18 protein-coding genes are annotated in these 16,413 nt (G+C 57.0%); 7 read left to right on the forward strand and 11 right to left on the reverse strand.

The genetic code is table 11. The features are described from left to right. Positions 1-64: 64 nt before the first annotated feature. Together fabA and SPE70_RS08485 are read right to left on the reverse strand one after the other, a co-directional pair. Positions 65-583, reverse strand: coding sequence for a bifunctional 3-hydroxydecanoyl-ACP dehydratase/trans-2-decenoyl-ACP isomerase (gene fabA / locus SPE70_RS08480; RefSeq protein WP_012542300.1), 519 nt, complete (start codon positions 581-583; stop codon positions 65-67). A 69-nt stretch (positions 584-652) separates the two neighbouring features. Beyond that, complete coding sequence (locus SPE70_RS08485; RefSeq protein ID WP_055323163.1) at positions 653-2,410, reverse strand: AAA family ATPase; 1,758 nt, start codon at positions 2,408-2,410, stop codon at positions 653-655. Between the two features lie 185 nt (positions 2,411-2,595). On the opposite strand from SPE70_RS08485, the gene matP reads away from it, so the two are divergent. Next, entirely contained in the window at positions 2,596-3,048 is a 453-nt protein-coding gene (gene matP, locus SPE70_RS08490; RefSeq protein WP_008805891.1) for a macrodomain Ter protein MatP, read from the forward strand. A gap of 110 nt (positions 3,049-3,158) precedes the next feature. Here the strand turns inward: matP and ompA are convergent, their stop codons facing one another. Together ompA and sulA are read right to left on the reverse strand one after the other, a co-directional pair. After that, the gene (gene ompA, locus SPE70_RS08495) at positions 3,159-4,211 is read right to left on the reverse strand and encodes a porin OmpA (RefSeq protein WP_008805892.1); all 1,053 of its coding nucleotides are present in this window, start codon (positions 4,209-4,211) and stop codon (positions 3,159-3,161) included. Positions 4,212-4,563: 352 nt separating this feature from the next. Further along, positions 4,564-5,073: an SOS-induced cell division inhibitor SulA gene (sulA, locus tag SPE70_RS08500; protein WP_008805893.1), complete on the reverse strand. Its 510-nt coding sequence runs from the start codon at positions 5,071-5,073 to the stop codon at positions 4,564-4,566. A gap of 350 nt (positions 5,074-5,423) precedes the next feature. Here sulA and SPE70_RS08505 point away from each other — a divergent pair, with 350 nt between their 5' ends. Beyond that, positions 5,424-6,020: a TfoX/Sxy family DNA transformation protein gene (locus tag SPE70_RS08505; protein ID WP_012542296.1), complete on the forward strand. Its 597-nt coding sequence runs from the start codon at positions 5,424-5,426 to the stop codon at positions 6,018-6,020. A gap of 13 nt (positions 6,021-6,033) precedes the next feature. On the opposite strand, the gene yccS is transcribed toward SPE70_RS08505, so the two are convergent. Together yccS and SPE70_RS08515 are read right to left on the reverse strand one after the other, a co-directional pair. Next, positions 6,034-8,169, reverse strand: a complete 2,136-nt coding sequence (gene yccS / locus SPE70_RS08510; RefSeq protein ID WP_055322983.1) for a YccS family putative transporter — start codon at positions 8,167-8,169, stop codon at positions 6,034-6,036. Positions 8,170-8,186: 17 nt separating this feature from the next. Then, positions 8,187-8,633, reverse strand: coding sequence for a YccF domain-containing protein (locus SPE70_RS08515; protein ID WP_012542294.1), 447 nt, complete (start codon positions 8,631-8,633; stop codon positions 8,187-8,189). Between the two features lie 124 nt (positions 8,634-8,757). On the opposite strand from SPE70_RS08515, the gene helD reads away from it, so the two are divergent. Then, the gene (helD, locus tag SPE70_RS08520) at positions 8,758-10,812 is read left to right on the forward strand and encodes a DNA helicase IV (RefSeq protein WP_055322984.1); all 2,055 of its coding nucleotides are present in this window, start codon (positions 8,758-8,760) and stop codon (positions 10,810-10,812) included. A gap of 11 nt (positions 10,813-10,823) precedes the next feature. Here the strand turns inward: helD and mgsA are convergent, their stop codons facing one another. After that, positions 10,824-11,282, reverse strand: coding sequence for a methylglyoxal synthase (gene mgsA / locus SPE70_RS08525; protein WP_008805898.1), 459 nt, complete (start codon positions 11,280-11,282; stop codon positions 10,824-10,826). A 153-nt stretch (positions 11,283-11,435) separates the two neighbouring features. On the opposite strand from mgsA, the gene SPE70_RS08530 reads away from it, so the two are divergent. Beyond that, the gene (locus tag SPE70_RS08530) at positions 11,436-11,849 is read left to right on the forward strand and encodes a CoA-binding protein (protein WP_002898434.1); all 414 of its coding nucleotides are present in this window, start codon (positions 11,436-11,438) and stop codon (positions 11,847-11,849) included. Between the two features lie 29 nt (positions 11,850-11,878). On the opposite strand, the gene hspQ is transcribed toward SPE70_RS08530, so the two are convergent. Together hspQ and rlmI are read right to left on the reverse strand one after the other, a co-directional pair. Beyond that, positions 11,879-12,196 carry a heat shock protein HspQ gene (gene hspQ / locus SPE70_RS08535; RefSeq protein ID WP_002898441.1) on the reverse strand — a complete coding sequence of 106 codons (318 nt, stop codon included), beginning with the start codon at positions 12,194-12,196 and terminating at the stop codon, positions 11,879-11,881. A gap of 59 nt (positions 12,197-12,255) precedes the next feature. Continuing rightward, complete coding sequence (gene rlmI, locus SPE70_RS08540) at positions 12,256-13,458, reverse strand: 23S rRNA (cytosine(1962)-C(5))-methyltransferase RlmI (RefSeq protein WP_022066076.1); 1,203 nt, start codon at positions 13,456-13,458, stop codon at positions 12,256-12,258. 190 nt (positions 13,459-13,648) lie between these two features. On the opposite strand from rlmI, the gene SPE70_RS08545 reads away from it, so the two are divergent. The 3 genes from SPE70_RS08545 to yccX are packed head-to-tail and all read left to right on the forward strand — an operon-like array spanning position 13,649 to position 15,339. Continuing rightward, positions 13,649-14,203 carry a YbhB/YbcL family Raf kinase inhibitor-like protein gene (locus SPE70_RS08545; protein ID WP_042947849.1) on the forward strand — a complete coding sequence of 185 codons (555 nt, stop codon included), beginning with the start codon at positions 13,649-13,651 and terminating at the stop codon, positions 14,201-14,203. 17 nt (positions 14,204-14,220) lie between these two features. Then, positions 14,221-15,009: an AraC family transcriptional regulator gene (locus SPE70_RS08550; protein ID WP_055322985.1), complete on the forward strand. Its 789-nt coding sequence runs from the start codon at positions 14,221-14,223 to the stop codon at positions 15,007-15,009. Positions 15,010-15,057: 48 nt separating this feature from the next. After that, the gene (yccX, locus tag SPE70_RS08555) at positions 15,058-15,339 is read left to right on the forward strand and encodes an acylphosphatase (protein WP_012542291.1); all 282 of its coding nucleotides are present in this window, start codon (positions 15,058-15,060) and stop codon (positions 15,337-15,339) included. On the opposite strand, the gene tusE is transcribed toward yccX, so the two are convergent. Together tusE and yccA are read right to left on the reverse strand one after the other, a co-directional pair. Then, positions 15,336-15,665, reverse strand: a complete 330-nt coding sequence (tusE, locus tag SPE70_RS08560; RefSeq protein WP_002898457.1) for a sulfurtransferase TusE — start codon at positions 15,663-15,665, stop codon at positions 15,336-15,338. The genes yccX and tusE overlap by 4 nt on opposite strands. Before the next feature lie 88 nt (positions 15,666-15,753). After that, on the reverse strand, positions 15,754-16,413 hold the full coding sequence (gene yccA, locus SPE70_RS08565; protein WP_002898458.1) for an FtsH protease modulator YccA: 660 nt from the start codon (positions 16,411-16,413) through the stop codon (positions 15,754-15,756).

Raw genomic sequence — 16,413 nt, forward strand, 5'->3', positions numbered from 1 at the left:
GTCTCTTTAAAAAAGAAGCCTCCGCATAGCGGGGGCTTCGCCTTTTAATCGCTGCCGATAATTATCAGAAAGCGGAAGTATCCTGGAACAGGCCGACTTTCAGATCGTTCGCGGTATAGATCAGACGATCGTCAACCAGCACTTCGCCATCCGCCAGGCCCATAATCAGACGACGGTTAACAATGCGCTTGAAGTGGATGCGGTAGGTGACTTTTTTCGCGGTCGGCAGAACCTGACCGGTGAATTTCACTTCGCCAACGCCCAGCGCACGGCCTTTGCCTTCGCCGCCGAGCCAGCCAAGATAGAACCCGACCAGCTGCCACATCGCATCCAGGCCCAGGCAGCCCGGCATCACCGGATCGCCGATGAAGTGGCAACCGAAGAACCACAGGTCCGGGTTGATGTCGAGTTCCGCCTCAACATAACCTTTGTCATAGTTACCACCGGTTTCGCTCATTTTGATGACGCGGTCCATCATCAGCATGTTTGGTGCTGGCAACTGCGGGCCTTTCGCGCCGAACAGTTCACCACGACCAGAGGCAAGAAGATCTTCTTTTGTATAGGATTCGCGTTTATCTACCATGTTTTCAGTAAGCCTTATTTTAAGTTCGGGACGCAGGATAGCTAACACGTGTAAGCTGAACAAGTCCGATCAGTTAGAACTTGTCCCACCTAACCAGCGTAGCGGCCACGGAAAACGATGGCGAGTCTCTTGCTGGGTCGCCTGCGCTATCCGCTCCTGAATGGTTTGTCGCAGCGTCTGCCCTTCACCGTCCCACATCAGTTGGGTCAGCATCGGCAGCGCTTCGGTAATATCGTCAATGGCCCAGATGGCAAACTGGTTTTCGGCAACGGCCTGACGGAGCTCCTGGCTAAGACTGAGATGACGCACGTTGGCCGCAGGAATAATGACGCCCTGTTTACCGGTTAGCCCGCGCTGTTGACAGATAGTGAAGAAACCTTCAATTTTTTCGTTCAGACCGCCGACCGGCTGCACGCGACCAAACTGGTCAACAGAACCGGTAATCGCAATGCTCTGATTAATCGGCACATTGGCCAGCGCGCTGATTAAGGCGCAGAGTTCAGCCATGGAGGCGCTGTCGCCGTCCACTTCACTGTACGACTGTTCGAAGGTCAGCGAAGCGGAGAAGGGAAGCTGCTGCTCCAGCTCCAGCTCGGACATCAGAAAAGCCTGCATGATCATCATGCCTTTCGCATGAATATTGCCGCCGAGCTCGGCTTTGCGTTCGACATCAATAAACTCGCCATCACCAATGTGCACGACGCAGCTGATGCGCGAAGGTTCACCGAATGCGCGCGGATGGCCGGGGAATTCAATCACCGACAGGGCGTTGATCTGCCCGACGCATTCGCCTTCGGTTTCAATCAGGATCTGTTCCTGCAGGATTTCATCCTGCATTCGTTCTGCGAGGTAGCCTTCACGCCACTCCCGGCGTGCCAGCATCGTCTGCATTTCTTCGCCAGTAATCTCCTCGCCTTCGCAGAAGGCGGCGGCCTCCCGCAGCTGGCGGGCTATCCATAGCGGACTGAGTGGCAGGGTCTCCTGATCGCCGGTGTAGCGCGTCCCCTCATCGATCAGCAGTGGCCAGGCGTCGGCCGCCGGACCTGGCAGCGTCAGCTGCTGGGCATTTTGCCATACCCACTGGCACCAGGCTTTCAGCGTCTCGGCGTCAGCAAACTGCAAAGTGTCTTCATACTCACTGTAGATCGCCTGAGCGCAAAGCTCTGGTTCCATTTCCTGGAAATCCGCCAGCGATTCGCGTTCGCCGACCAGCATGACTTTCAGGCTCAGCGGCATGGAGGGAATGCTGACCGGCAGCGGGCGCGACTCATCGATGGATAGCCAGTCAAACCGCTGACGGGTCACCATATTTTTCAGGCGCACCCACAGAAGCGGCTGCGCCAGCAGTGTGCGAAGCGAGATTACCAGCACGCCACCATTGGCCTGATGAACCAGGCCTGGCTGGAGGGTGATGTCGCCGTTAAACTGGCGTACGCAGCCAAACAGCTGTTCCGCCTCTACCCAATCGGCCGCGACGACCGGGGCGGTGCTGGCAAAATTATCCTCAGCCCGTTGCGCCGGGGAGAGCGTCACGCGAGCGCCGTCAACGTCATAGCGGACCCCGTAGAGCGGGGCGGTAGGTTCATGCAGCGTACGGGTTTCTGCCGTCAGCCATTGCAGATACTCCGGTTCTTCGGGGGCTTTCACCAGCATGAAGGAGGAGACTGCCGGCGTGCACAGCAATTGCTCAAGCGCGTAGAACAGACGCGGCTGCAGATCGCCCGAGAGGGAGGGGGCCGGTTGAGAGAGATCAGCTTGGGCAAACAGCGCCTGAAAAGGTTCCATATCGGGCGCAAGGTCGGTTCGGGTCAGTTTCGTAATGGTCAAAGTCGCTGTTTTTTAGTTAGATGTAAAGCGCGCAATTATACCTGATGCCGCGACTGAGCACACGGAGGATTATGATTACCCCGATGATTCCCCGGCCATACACCTCACGAATAATGATTTATATTCAGCACATCAGGAAAAAACTGATATCCTGAAATGAGTTACACGGTCACATTGAGATCGCAATGAAATATCAACAACTGGAAAATCTTGAAAGCGGCTGGAAATGGAAATATCTGGTAAAGAAGCACCGGGAAGGTGAGCTGATTACCCGCTACATTGAGGCCAGCGCTGCGCAAGCTGCGGTAGATGACTTGCTGACGCTCGAGAATGAACCTGTGCTGGTGCATGCCTGGATTGAGCAGCATATGAATCCGGCGCTGATGAACCGCATGAAGCAGACCATCCGCGCGCGACGAAAACGGCATTTTAACGCGGAGCATCAGCACACGCGTAAGAAGTCTATCGATCTGGAGTTTGTCGTCTGGCAGCGTCTTGCCGGCCTGGCGCAGCGGCGGGGTAAAACCTTGTCCGAAACCATCGTGCAGCTGATTGAGGATGCTGAGCATAAAGAGAAGTACGCCAGCAAAATGTCGAGCCTGAAACACGATCTGCAGGAACTGTTAGGCAAAGAGTAGTCTTTACGGCGGCCTGTCAGAGGCTACTCTGATATGGGGCCCACCACCGCAAAAGCGGGAGAGAAGGCATAAAAAAACCCGCCGAGGCGGGTTTTTTCATCAGTTATAACTTAAGCCGCTGGCTGAGTTACAACTTCTTTGTAGCCTTTAACTTCGATCTCTACACGACGATCCGGGGCCAGGCAGTCGATCAGTGCAGCGCGAGCTTTCACGTTGTCACAGGTGTTGCCAGTAACCGGGTTGGATTTACCCATACCGCGTGCGGAGATTTTGCCAGCCGGGATGCCTTTAGCAACCAGGTAGTCAACAACGGACTGAGCACGTTTCTCAGACAGCTGCTGGTTGTAAGCTTCGGAACCGATACGGTCGGTGAAGCCCATAACAACTGCAGAACCGTCTTTCGGATCCATGTTGCTCAGCTGGGTGTACAGCTGATCCAGAGCCTGCTGACCTTCCGGTTTCAGGGTTGCTTTGTTGAAGTTGAACAGAACGTCAGACTTCAGGGTGAAGTGCTTGGTAGTCACTTCCGGAGCCGGAGCCGGAGCCGGAGCTACAACCGGTGCAGCATCTTCCTGACCGAAACGGTAGGAAACACCCACGCTCAGCATGCCGTTGTCCGGACGAACGCCAACGGTGCCCGCGTCGCCGATGTTGTTAACCCACTGGTATTCCAGACGGGTAGCGATGTCACGAGTCACAGCCCACTCTACGCCGCCAGCAAATACCGGAGATACGCCAGTGTCGTGGTTGTCGCCAGCGATGCTGTTGCTGGAGTCTGCGCGCCATACCATGCCGCCCAGACGGGTGTAGATGTCCAGATCGTCAGTGATCGGGTAACCCAGTTTAGCGGTCAGCTGAACGCCCTGAGCTTTGAATGCGCCATTAACCTGGTCGCCTTTATACGGCATACGGCCCAGCCAGTCGTAACCCATTTCGAAACCGAGGTACGGGTTAACCTGGTAACCACCGAACGCACCAGCGCCCAGCTGGCTTTCGTGGGTCGGACCATTGTTGTTCAGAGAGCTGTTGTACCAGCCAGTGTCATGGAACTGGGACCAACCCAGTTTACCACCTGCATACCAGGTGTTATCTTTCGGAGCGGCCTGCGCTACGGTAGCGAAGCCAGCCAGTGCCACTGCAATCGCGATAGCTGTCTTTTTCATTTTTTGCGCCTCATTATCATCCAAAATTCGCCATGAAGTTACAAAAGACCTCACGGTTAAATCCTTCACCCGGGGCGTGACTTGTTGTTAACTATGCTGATACATGCAGCGTAAGCCGATCACCCCTGGCGATGTAAAGTCTACAACTTAGTTCGAAACTTACAAGTGTGAACTCTGTCAGGCATATGAAAAAAAAGGGTTGTGTACACAATATTTAACAAATATGGTTGATTTTCGTACGCAGAAAAAAGGCAGAAATCCCCGTGTGACAGGCATTGCGCGAAAAAGTCCCTGAAAAACGCTGTGTCTTTACCATCGGTAAAAAAAATTCCAGGAATAATCCTAATTTCATTCAATGATACAAATTTGAGTGAATTTTTAGCCCGCTGAGTTGTCTGCCGAGCGTGCCTTGATTTCTCACCGGGCGCATGATGAATCCCATTGCGCAACCTTCCTGGGCGGCATTGACCAGACGCTCATGCTCTTCCGCGGTTAGCTCCTCCGTTAGCCAGCAGATAACCACACTATAATTACCGGTGCGCAGCGCGCGGATCATTGAGTCTACGGTATGGCAGGGTGACAGCTGGCTAATTTGCATGACTTTAGACAGCGGTAGACCGGCAGACTGGACCCACTCGCGGCTAAGCTTTTGTTGCGGCGTGAGCCACAGCTGCCAGCGAGACTGTTGACCCAGCTGCTGTAATAAAGGTAGCAGCAGTAACTGTGTCATCATGGGTTGATCTTCACGATAGACAATTTCACTGATCAGCCCATTGGCGGTCTGTTCGCCAGAACGATGAGCGTAGTGGCCTGCAGAAGCAGAAGCCTGTGCTGAACGATTTGCGTGAGCTGAAGTAAACATAGTCTATCCCGCCTGTAGTTACTGTATGCATATACAGTATATCTACCTGGGGAAAAGATCAACCGCAATTTGCCATTTTGCTGGCTGAAATTTAATCATTTCCCGCCGCGTCTGATTTATAGCGATGCGCACCTCTCCTCAACGATATCCTTAATGCCGGCTAATGATTTCTTTCCACCCTGTTGATTGCAGCAACGTCAGTGATTTTCTGAAAGCGTCTCGCAAAACCGCATTCTGGTAGAAAAGTCGGCGAAAATCATCTTGCTGCTGTTCGGGAAGTCCCTTATGTTTTCTCTTAGCGGATCCGTTAACAACTTAAGTTTAATTACATGATTAACAAAGGAATGATCATGAGAAAACTAGTATGTCCGCGGTTCCCGCAATTTCAGGCCTGCGTCTCGCCGCTGGGTCAGTTACATTCTCGTCCGCTTTTTGGCGGCTATAGCCTGGCCATTGATGATACGGTGTTTGCGATGGTGGCAGAGGGCGATATTTACCTGAGGGCCTGCGAGCAGAGCGCCGCGTATCGGGTTGAACATCGCAATCCTTTATTAACGCTGCGCCGACATGGGCGCATCGTGCCGATGAAGTATTATCAAATTGACGACGCATTGTGGCGCGATGAGACTCAGCTTTTTCGGCTGTCGCTGTTGTCGTGGCAGAGTGCGCAGCGTGAAAAGAACCACCGACGGGCGTCGGGCCGTCTGAAGGATTTACCCAATATCAGCTTTCATATGGAATTGCAGCTGATCCACGCGGGCATACCGGATGTCAGGACGCTTCGGGAGGTAGGCGCTCAGCAGGCCTGGCAACGGCTACGAGAAAACAACGCCTCTCTATCGCTCAATGTCTTGCTGGCGCTGGAGGGGGCGATTGTCGGCGTTCACGCCGCCGCGCTCCCGACGCTGCGGCGTCAGGAGCTGCTCGAATGGGCAGGAGCCCGTTAGCGGACAGCCGCCGTTATTCTGTCTGAGCTTGAACGCGTTGTTGCAGGCGGCAAATTTCAGGCAGCAGCGCGAGCAACAAGCCAATCTGCTGTAATACCAGCGGCTCTTTACTGTCCGCGCGCGGTTCCAGATGCTGGATCCGGCTTTGCAGGCTGGTCAAAGACTTCTGCACCCGATGTTCATCGGCGGGGGTATGGTGCAGGGCGTCATCAACATAACAAACAGCATCATCCAGCAGGGCAAGAATATCGGGGGTGGACAGTTTTTCCCGATGCGCACCGAGAGCGGAGATGTAGCTGGTGAAGGTATGGTTGAGACACAGCAAGCGAAAAGCGGTCTCGCGCTGGGCGCCATCCGCGCGCGGTTCAGTCGACAAATTCGAGACCACGGAGGCCAGTTCGGCATCACGGTTGTAGGCATCACGGCGGGCGACACGATAGGCCAGACGGTTGTCGCGGCCCTGGTGATACTGCTCCAGAATGGCATCCAGATAACGGCAGTTCGCGTTCATCGCCCGGTCCAGGACGCGCGGCAGATTGCGAAATTTCCAGTCCGGCCAGATGAAGCTGACCGCCGCCCAGGCGATGGCGCAGCCGATCAGGGTATCAATAATGCGCGGTAGCGCGACCTCAAAACCTTCGCCAAGCAGGTTAAAGCACAGCAGCACCAGCAGCGTAATAAACATGGTGGCATGGGCGTACTGCACGTTACGAAAGGCAAAGAACAGCACGCCGGTGAGCACGATCAACACCAGTTGCCCTTCAATCGAAGGCACCAGCAGCAGGACGGGCAGGCCGATCGCCACCCCCACCAGCGTGCCGATGATCCTCAGCGCCAGTCGGTGGCGGGTGGCGTTATAGTTCGGCTGACAGACAAACAGGCTGGTCAGCAGGATCCAGTAGCCATGCTGGAGCCCGGTAAACTGGATAAAGGCATAGCCGGCGCAGAGCACCAGCGACATACGTACCGCGTGGCGAAAGAGAGCGGACTCCGGTGACATGTTGCGCCGCAGACGCAGCCAGATGTCGTTCAGCCCGCCGAGTCTGTCGTCGGCCAACAGCGTCTCGGTGTTGCTCCCGGCAGGCGCGGTCGTTTGCACCGATTCAATCGTGGCCAGCTGCGCATCGATAGCGCGCAGGTTATTGAGTAAAAACCCAAGGGCATTGATCTGCTCGTCGGACGCGCCGCTGGCGCGCACGCGGTCAAGCGCCGCGTCGAGATGCATAAACGCGCGTTCAAAATGGGCGTCATGTTGGTAGGGTTCGCGCAGTAAAATCGCCCGCGAGAGCTTCTGGCAGGCCTGGGCCTGCATCGAGAGCATGCGCTGGAAACGGAACATCACGTCGCTGTAGCGGAATTGATCGCGCAGAGTCTGATACTGAATATGCGATGAGCTGGCGCGTTCATGAATATCCTGGGCCACAAAGTAGTACTGCAGGGTGCGGCGGGTGCCGCGCTGGCCCCGATCGCCTCGCAGTCGGGTTAGCAGCGAGACCTTGGTTTGGTTAAGCGTAGCAACCAGCTGGCCGTTGGCGAGGGCCAGATCGTACAGCGGCGCCTGGCTCTCATCCTCCAGGTCAGGATCAAACAGCCGGGATTTGAGCTCCAGATAGCGAGCCAGTTGCTCATAGCTACGCGCCAGGTTGTCCTGCAATGGACGAATCGGAAAAATCAGGTGCCCGGACAGCGTCAGCAGGTTGTACCACACGGCCCCCGCCAGCAGGAACAACGGCTGTAGATACCAGTGATCGTACAGTGTGACGCCGAGCATGGTGTAGATGGCGATGAGCAGGGCGCCGAAGGCGATGGTGGCATAGCGCTGGCCGAGGCCGCCGAGCAAAATAAAGCCGATGGTAGACACGGTCAGGCCGAGGGCAAACAGCGGCGGCCACGGAAACAGCAGCTCCACGGAGGCGGAGGCGATAAAAAAACAGACCAGGGTAATGGCGAGGTTGCGCAGACGACCGGTCAGCCGGTCGTCGAGGTCGGTCAGGGCCGCGGCAACAACGCCAAGGGTGAGAGGGATGGTCAGTTTGACTTCGCCGATCCACCAGGGAAACAGCGTTGTGCCGCAGAGCGCGATAAAGATCCGTACGTTATAAAGCCAGGCACTGTTCCAGGTATAGCGGCGTAGCAGGGGGCTAATCATGTCCGTGTTCCGTTCGGTTACTGAAAGCGACGACGCGCATTGGCTTCACGTGCGGCACGCGCGGTTTCCACAGAGACGACCCGGCGCCCTACCGGCCAAAGGGCAATGGCAGCAATTTTAAAGTTCGCGATCCCCACCGGGATGCCAATAATGGTCAGACATTGAGCTATGCCGCTGAAAATATGCATCAGGCACAACCACCAGCCGAAAAAAATGAACCACAGAATATTCAGCACGGTGCCGCCGGCGTTGAGGAGGCCATTTTTACGGCCCGGCTCCAGCTCATCCACATGAATCGCCTCGTTACCGTAAGGAAATAAGGAGAGTCGGGTTATTTCCCAGCAGGAGCGGGTCAGCGGCAGCGTGACGACCAGAATGATGCTAACCAGCGTGGCGAGCAGCCAGCCTAGAGTGGTGGCGAAACCGCCAAGGATAAAGTTCAAAATATTCAGAATGGTACGCATAAAGCCTCGGTTTTGCCCTGTGGATAATAAGACCTGACAATTGTAACGTTTTTTTGCGCTGGAGCACCTGGTCCCGGGCGGTTAAACTGAAAAACAATCCACCCTGATTGAAAATCGACATTATATGGAACTTAAAGCGACAACATTGGGCAAACGCATGGCTCAGCACCCTTATGATCGGGTGCAGTTACTGAACGCCGGCGTAAAGGTTTCCGGCGACCGTCATGAGTATCTTATCCCTTTCAATCAGTTATTGTCAGTGCATTGTAAGCGCGGTCTGGTCTGGGGCGAACTGGAGTTTGTGTTGCCTGACAGCAAAGTCGTGCGTTTGCACGGTACCGAGTGGAGCGAAACGCAGCGCTTCTATCACCATTTACAAACGCTCTGGGAGCAGTGGAGCGCGGAAATGAGCGACATCGCCGCTGGCGTACTGAAGCGGCAGCTGGCGACGATCGAGCGCACCCGTGCGGAAGGCAAATGGTTGACGCGTCAGCAGGTGGCGGATGTGCAGGATAACATTCGCCAGGCGTTGACTGGTTTGCCGATGCCCACCAGCCGGCTTGAGGCCTTTGACAACTGTCGGGAGCTGTGGCGGGAGTGTCAGCGCTGGTTAGGGGATATTGAAGCGACACGCCTGGCCCATAACCAGGCCTTCACCGAGGCGATGCTTGAGCAGTATCGCGGCTTTTTTGACGGCGTTGAGTCGTCTCCTCTTAATGCCTCACAGGCACGGGCGGTGGTGAACGGCGAGCGTTCCCTGCTGGTGCTGGCGGGCGCGGGCAGCGGCAAAACCTCGGTGCTGGTGGCGCGGGCAGGCTGGCTGCTGGCGCGGGGAGAAGCGGCGGCAGAGCAAATTTTGTTACTGGCATTCGGCCGCCAGGCGGCGCAGGAGATGGATGCGCGGATCCGCGAGCGTCTTGCATCCGACGATATCACCGCGCGTACCTTCCACTCGCTGGCGCTACATATTATTCAGCAGGGCAGCAAAAAAGTCCCCACCATCAGCAAACTGGAAAGCGATAGCGCAGCTCGTCAGGCGCTGCTTGTGAGAAGCTGGCAGCAGCAATGTCAGGAGAAAAAAGCGCAGGCGAAAGGCTGGCGCCTGTGGCTGGAAGAGGAGATGGGCTGGCAACTGCCGGAGGGCGATTTCTGGCAGGACAAGAAGGTGCAGCGGCGTATGGCCAGCCGGCTCGACCGCTGGGTCAGCCTGATGCGTATGCACGGCGGCTCCCAGGCAGAGATGATTGCCGGGGCGCCGGAGGCGGTACGCGATCAGTTCAGTAAACGGGTGAAACTGATGTCGCCTCTGATGAAAGACTGGAAGGCGGCGCTGAAGGCCGAGAATGCGGTCGATTTTTCCGGCCTGATCCATCAGGCGGTCAATATTCTCGATAAAGGCCGCTTCGTCAGCCCCTGGAAACACATTCTGGTGGATGAATTTCAGGATATCTCGCCGCAGCGGGCCTCGCTGTTGGCTGCATTACGCCGGCAGAACAGCCAAACCACGCTCTTTGCCGTCGGGGATGACTGGCAGGCGATTTACCGGTTCAGCGGGGCCCAGCTTTCCCTGACCACCGCGTTTAATCATTACTTTGGCGAAGGGGATAGCTGCGCGCTGGATACCACCTATCGCTTTAACGGCCGCATTGGCGAAATCGCCAATGGCTTTATCCAGCAGAATCCGCATCAGTTAAGTAAGCCGCTGAACAGCCTGACGGCGGGCGATAAAAAGGCCGTCACGCTGTTAGCCGACGATAAGCTGGATGATTTACTGGATAAACTGAGCGGCTACGTTAAGCCCGAGCAGCGGATCCTGCTGCTTGCCCGTTACCATCATCTGAAGCCCGACGCGCTCAACAAGGCGGCGACGCGCTGGCCGCATCTGCAGCTTGATTTTATGACTATTCATGCCAGCAAGGGCCAGCAGGCGGACTATGTGATTGTGCTGGGACTGCAGGAGGGAGAGGATGCGTTTCCCGCGCCGGCGCGCGAGTCGATCATGGAGCAGGCGCTCCTGCCGCAGCCGGAAGATTTTCCTGATGCGGAGGAGCGTCGACTACTGTACGTGGCGATAACCCGCGCACGTCATCGGGTGTGGTTGTTGTTTAACAAAGCGCAACCTTCGCCGTTTGTCGACATCCTGCAGGCCCTGGATGTGCCGGTGGCCAGGAAACCCTAATCACGTGTGGGTTATTTCAGGCGCTCGGCAAGATAACGCGGATAATCCGGGATCAGAATATCGAGCGGCTGATTAAAGTGCGGTGACTGGATGATAAAGTCAGCGGTGGAGACGTTAGTGGCGACCGGAATGTTCCAGACGGTGGCCAGGCGCAGCAACGCTTTGACGTCCGGGTCGTGAGGCACGGCGTTCAGCGGATCCCAGAAGAAGATCAGCACGTCGATTTTGCCTTCTGAAATAAGCGCGCCAACCTGCTGGTCACCGCCCATCGGGCCGCTCAGCATGGCATTGACCTCCAGTCCGGTAGCCCGCGAGACCAGGTTACCGGTGGTGCCGGTGGCATACAAAACGTGTTGCGCCAGCAACGCCTGATGGCGAGCGACCCATTTCATCAGCATATCTTTACAGTGATCGTGAGCCACCAGCGCGATATGTTTTTGCGCGGACAGGGTACGAGTTGTCAGTTCCATATTTTCATTCCACATTTTGACCTGCAGACAGATTACTGAATGTGGCTGCCGCTGCAAGCATCGGGGTGAAAATTTTGTCGAATCTGTGGGTTAGCCTGGATGGCCGCCTGCTGCGGATTAGCATACACTTAGGTGAAATAGCAGGAGGAACCCATGAAAGAGAACGATATTGCCGGCATCCTGACGTCGACACGGACGATTGCGCTGGTTGGCGCCAGCGATAAACCTGACCGCCCGAGCTACCGGGTCATGAAGTATCTGTTGGATCAGGGGTATCACGTTATCCCGGTTTCGCCGAAGGTGGCGGGCAAGACGCTGCTGGGACAGCAAGGGTATGCGACGCTCGCCGACGTTCCGGAAAAGGTCGACATGGTTGATGTCTTCCGTAATTCAGAAGCGGCGTGGGGCGTGGCGCAGGAGGCGATAGCCATCGGCGCGAAAACGCTGTGGCTGCAGCTGGGGGTGATCAATGAGCAGGCCGCGGTGCTGGCCAGAGAAGCCGGATTGAACGTGGTGATGGATCGTTGCCCGGCCATTGAGCTACCGCGACTGGGATTAGCAAAATAACAAAAAACCCCGCCTGGCGGGGTTTTGTTTTAGTTGCGAAGGCGCGGAGCCTGCAGCTGCTGACGAATCGTTTTGGCCAGTTCGTCGAGGGACGGCTGTTCCGGGTGTTCGTCGCGGGTTTCGCTGCTCAGCTGCGCTTCTGCCAGATAGGTGTGGATCGGCTGACCATCATCATCTTCCATCACCACATGGTACCAGGGCGCCGCACGCAGTTCGTCATTGGCGGCAATCTCATCCTCTTCCGGTTCCGCGAGTGAATACTCGGGATCGACATCGACGATGACACCCAGGTAGCCCAAGAGCGTATGGCGGACCTGTTGGCCGATACCGAATTTGCTGGCTATCATAGGCACCTCCTGGGAAACATGAATACTCCCTATATGAGGCTCATGTTTCGTTTTTCAAGTTACATGACGCGACAGGCAAACCCCTTCAGATACAGCCCTTCCGGGTAGGTTGCGATCACCGGGTGGTCGGCAGCCTGACGGAACTGTTCTATAAATTGTACATCACGCCCGGCATCAATTGCGGCATCGGCGATGATTTTCTGAAATAAATCGGTGGTCATCAGGCCGGAGCAGGAGAAAGTCAGCAGCACGCCGCCGGGGTTCAGCAGCTGGATCGCCAGCATATTGATATCTTTATAACCGCGGCAGGCGCCCATCAGCTGGCTTTTGTTTTCCACGAATTTCGGCGGATCCATCACGATCACGTCGAATTTCTCTCCCTGATCGCGGTATTTACGCAGCAGTTTGAACACGTCGTCGCGCACAAATTCCGCTTTGGACAGATCCAGTCCGTTGAGCTCGACGTTCTGTCGGGCGACGTCCAGCGCTTCCTGAGAGGTATCCACGCTGGTGACCTGGCGGCAGCCGCCCATCAGCGCTGACACCGCAAAGCCGCCAGTATAAGAGAAGCAGTTCAGCACCCGCTTATCCGCGACATAGCGGCGAGTAGCCAGGCGACTGTCGCGCTGGTCGAGGTAGTAGCCGGTTTTGTGCCCGCCCTGGATATCAACCAATAGTTTCATGCCGTGCTCGGTGATCGGCAGCAGCGCCGGGGGCAGCTCGCCCACCACCGGCCCCTGGGCCAGCTCCAGTCCCTCTTTTTTACGCACGGCGACATCGCTGCGATCGTAAATGGCGCAGTCCGGGAACAGGTTCTGCAGGGCGCTGATGATGGCGGCCCGCTGGTATTCGGCGCCTGCGCTGAGCAACTGCAGCACGAAAAAGTTGCCAAAGCGGTCGATAGTGACGCCCGGCAGCCCATCGGACTCGCCGGCGATCAGACGGTAGCTGTCGAGACCATCGCGCTCGGCCAGCCATGCCCGCCAGGTTTGCGCTTGCTGCAGGCGGCGTTCAAAGAAGGCGCTATCGATGGCTTCATTGCGGTCGAAGGTCCACACGCGGGCGCGGATCTGCGACGACGGCGAGTAAGCGCCGCGGGCCAGCCATTTTCCCTGATGGTCAACAATATCGATGGTTTCACCGCTGCGGGCTTTACCCTCCATGCGGGCGACGCCGCCTGAGAAAATCCACGGATGGCGACGCAGCAGGGATTTCTCGCGTCCTTTGGCTAACACTAAGCGGGGGAATAGGGAATCTGTCATGGAGCTACCTTTAAGCAACGGGAATGTCGGCACCGAAAAATGGCGCGTAGAGTAGCACACCTGGCGCACGCAAGCATCTTTCGCCCGGCAGGCACAGGTGAGCGTTTCGGCACAAAATGCAGGCGCTTCGGCACATTCAGTTTGTGCGGACTCTCATACCCTGTTTTCTCACCCCAACGAGGAGCAGACGATGAAAACAGGTATCCGCATGGCCGTGGCGATGGTCGCGGCAGTGAGTAGTGGCGCGATGGCTGCGCCGTTTAGCGTGAGCAGCGAGGATATGCATGACGGGCAGGCGCTGGCCCGGAAGCACTGGTTTGCCGGTTTCGGCTGTACCGGAGGCAATGTCTCTCCGCAGCTGGCATGGAAAAATGCCCCGGCGGGGACGCGAAGCTTCGCGGTCACTGTCAGAGATCCCGATGCGCCTACCGGCAGCGGCTGGTGGCACTGGACGGTGGTCAATATCGCCAGCAGCGTCTTTTCGCTGCCCGCTGGCGCGGGAGATAAAAACAGCGCTACACTGCCGGGCGGAGCGGTACAGGGCCGCAACGATTTTGGCTATGCCGGTTTCGGCGGCGCCTGTCCGCCGGCGGGAGATAAACCGCATCGCTACCGCTTTACGGTATGGGCGCTGGATGTCCCTACGCTGCCGGTGGATGCCGGGGCCAGCGGGGCGCTGGTCGGCTATCTGTTACACAGCCATGCTCTCGCCAGCGTACAGTTGACGGCGATGGCCGGGCGCTAAAATAAAGGGTCGATCCGATGGAGAGTATCCACTTTCAGCATAACGCCTTAACCGCGGCAGAGGTCACCACCCGACGGCTGTGCAGACTGCATCGGGTGCGGCTGTTCTCCCCGGCGCTCTGTCGGGTGAAACGCGGCAGCAAAGTGATTGTGCAAGGGGAGAGCCGGGTGCTGGCGACGCCGCAACAGCTGATTGTGTTGCCGGCTGACGTTGAGCTGGAGGTGATTAACCAGCCGGAGAACGGCCTGTTTTGCTCCGATCTGCTGTCGCTGACCCCCGAGCTGCTGACGACGTTTAAGACCCGTTATCTCAGCGAACCACCCCCAGGGCGTCTGACCTCGCTCTGCGCCCCGGTGACGACAGAGCTGGCGTTTATGTGGCAAAGCGTTCTGCAGGCGGTGCGGGAGGGATTATCCACCTCTCTACAGCTCCACCAGACTATGGGCCTGCTGCTGGCCCTGTACGAGGCGGGCTATGCGGGCCCGCTGCTCGTCGAGCGGCAGCAGGATCTGTCGGCGCAGGTTCGACAACTGGTCATGCTGTCGCCGGCGCAGGCATGGAGCGTGTCGCGGGTGGCGAAAATGCTCTTTCTCGGCGAGTCCACGCTGCGCCGTCGGCTGCAGCAGGAATCGCAGAGTTTTCGCCAGATCGTCGAGGAGGTGCGGATGGCTCACGCCCTGGGGCAGCTGCAGACCACCTCGCGGCCAATAGGCGAAATCGCGCAGAACAGCGGATATCAGTCGGGATCGCGCTTTACCGCGCGCTTCCGTCAGCATTATGGTTTACTGCCGAAGCACGTACGCTGAGCGAATTTGCTATCCTCAGCGTAAAGTGTGAGCGAAAAGGAGATGATAATGGCCAGTATCTGCACGATGGCATGGGTTTACGGTTCGGTTCAGGGCGTGGGATTTCGCTATTCAACACAGCGGGAAGCGCTGCAACTGGGGTTGACCGGCTATGCCCGTAATCTGGACGACGGCGGGGTGGAAGTGCTTGCCTGCGGCGAGGCAGAGCAGGTGGAGAAACTCATCGCCTGGCTGAAAGCCGGGGGGCCGCGCAGCGCGCGGGTTGACCGGGTGTTAACCGAACCCCATCAACCCACCCGCAGCTGGGAAAAATTCGCGATTCTCTATTAGATGCACTTCACCGGCTTCGGCAGCCCGGCGATTTTGGTCGCCTGTTTGGCGGGGCCTTTCGGGAACAGGCGATAGAGATAGCGGCTGTTGCCTTTCTCTTCGCCAAACTTGTTGGCCATCGCCTTCACCAGCATGCGGATCGCCGGAGAGGTGTTGAATTCAAGATAAAACTCGCGCACAAAGCGCACCACTTCCCAGTGTTCAACGGCGAGCGTTATCCCTTCCTGCGCGGCAATGACTTCCGCCATCGCCTCGCTCCACTGGGTGGTATCTTTCAGATAGCCTTCGCTATCCGTTTCAATTTCGTTGCCTTCAAAAATAAACATGATTTTTCACATACCGCCTGAAACTGGCCGCAGTGTAGCAAAAAAAAAGGCCCCGCATAAGCGAGGCCTCGGTGAAGCAGGGGAGCGGTTAGTCCCGGCTGGCGAAGCCCAGGATGCTCAGCAGGCTGACAAAGATGTTGTACAGCGAGACATATAGGCTGACCGTGGCGCGGATGTAGTTGGTTTCACCGCCGCGGATGATGTTGCTGGTCTCGAACAGGATGGCACCCGAAGAGATCAGGATGAACACCGCGCTAATCGCCAGATGAAGCGCCGGCAGCTGCAGGAACAGGTTAGCGACCATACCAATCAGGACGACCACCACGCCCGCCATCAGCATTCCGCCGAGGAAGGACATATCTTTGCGCGTCGTCAGCACGTAGGCCGAGCAGCAGAAGAAGACCAGTGCGGTGCCGCCCAGCGCCAGGCCGATCAAATCGCCCATGCCGGCAGAAAGGTACGCGTTCAGCATCGGCCCAAGGATATAGCCGAGGAACCCAGTGAAAGCGAAGGCGGAAATAATCCCGGTGGGTTTATTCGCCGTTTTGTAGGTCAGGAACATCAGACCGTACATCCCCACGAGGGTTAAAATCAGCCCCGGGGAAGGGAGCATCAGCACCGTGCTGGCGGTGGCGGTGATAGCGGAAAACGCCAGCGTCAGGCTGAGCAGGAAGTAGGTGTTACGCAGAACCTTGTGCGTGCTGAGCAGCGAGGAACGGTCACGCGATGATGTAATTATGCGATCCAT

The organism is Klebsiella sp. ZJOU C1, from assembly GCF_035620215.1.
Lineage (GTDB): Bacteria > Pseudomonadota > Gammaproteobacteria > Enterobacterales > Enterobacteriaceae > Klebsiella > Klebsiella variicola.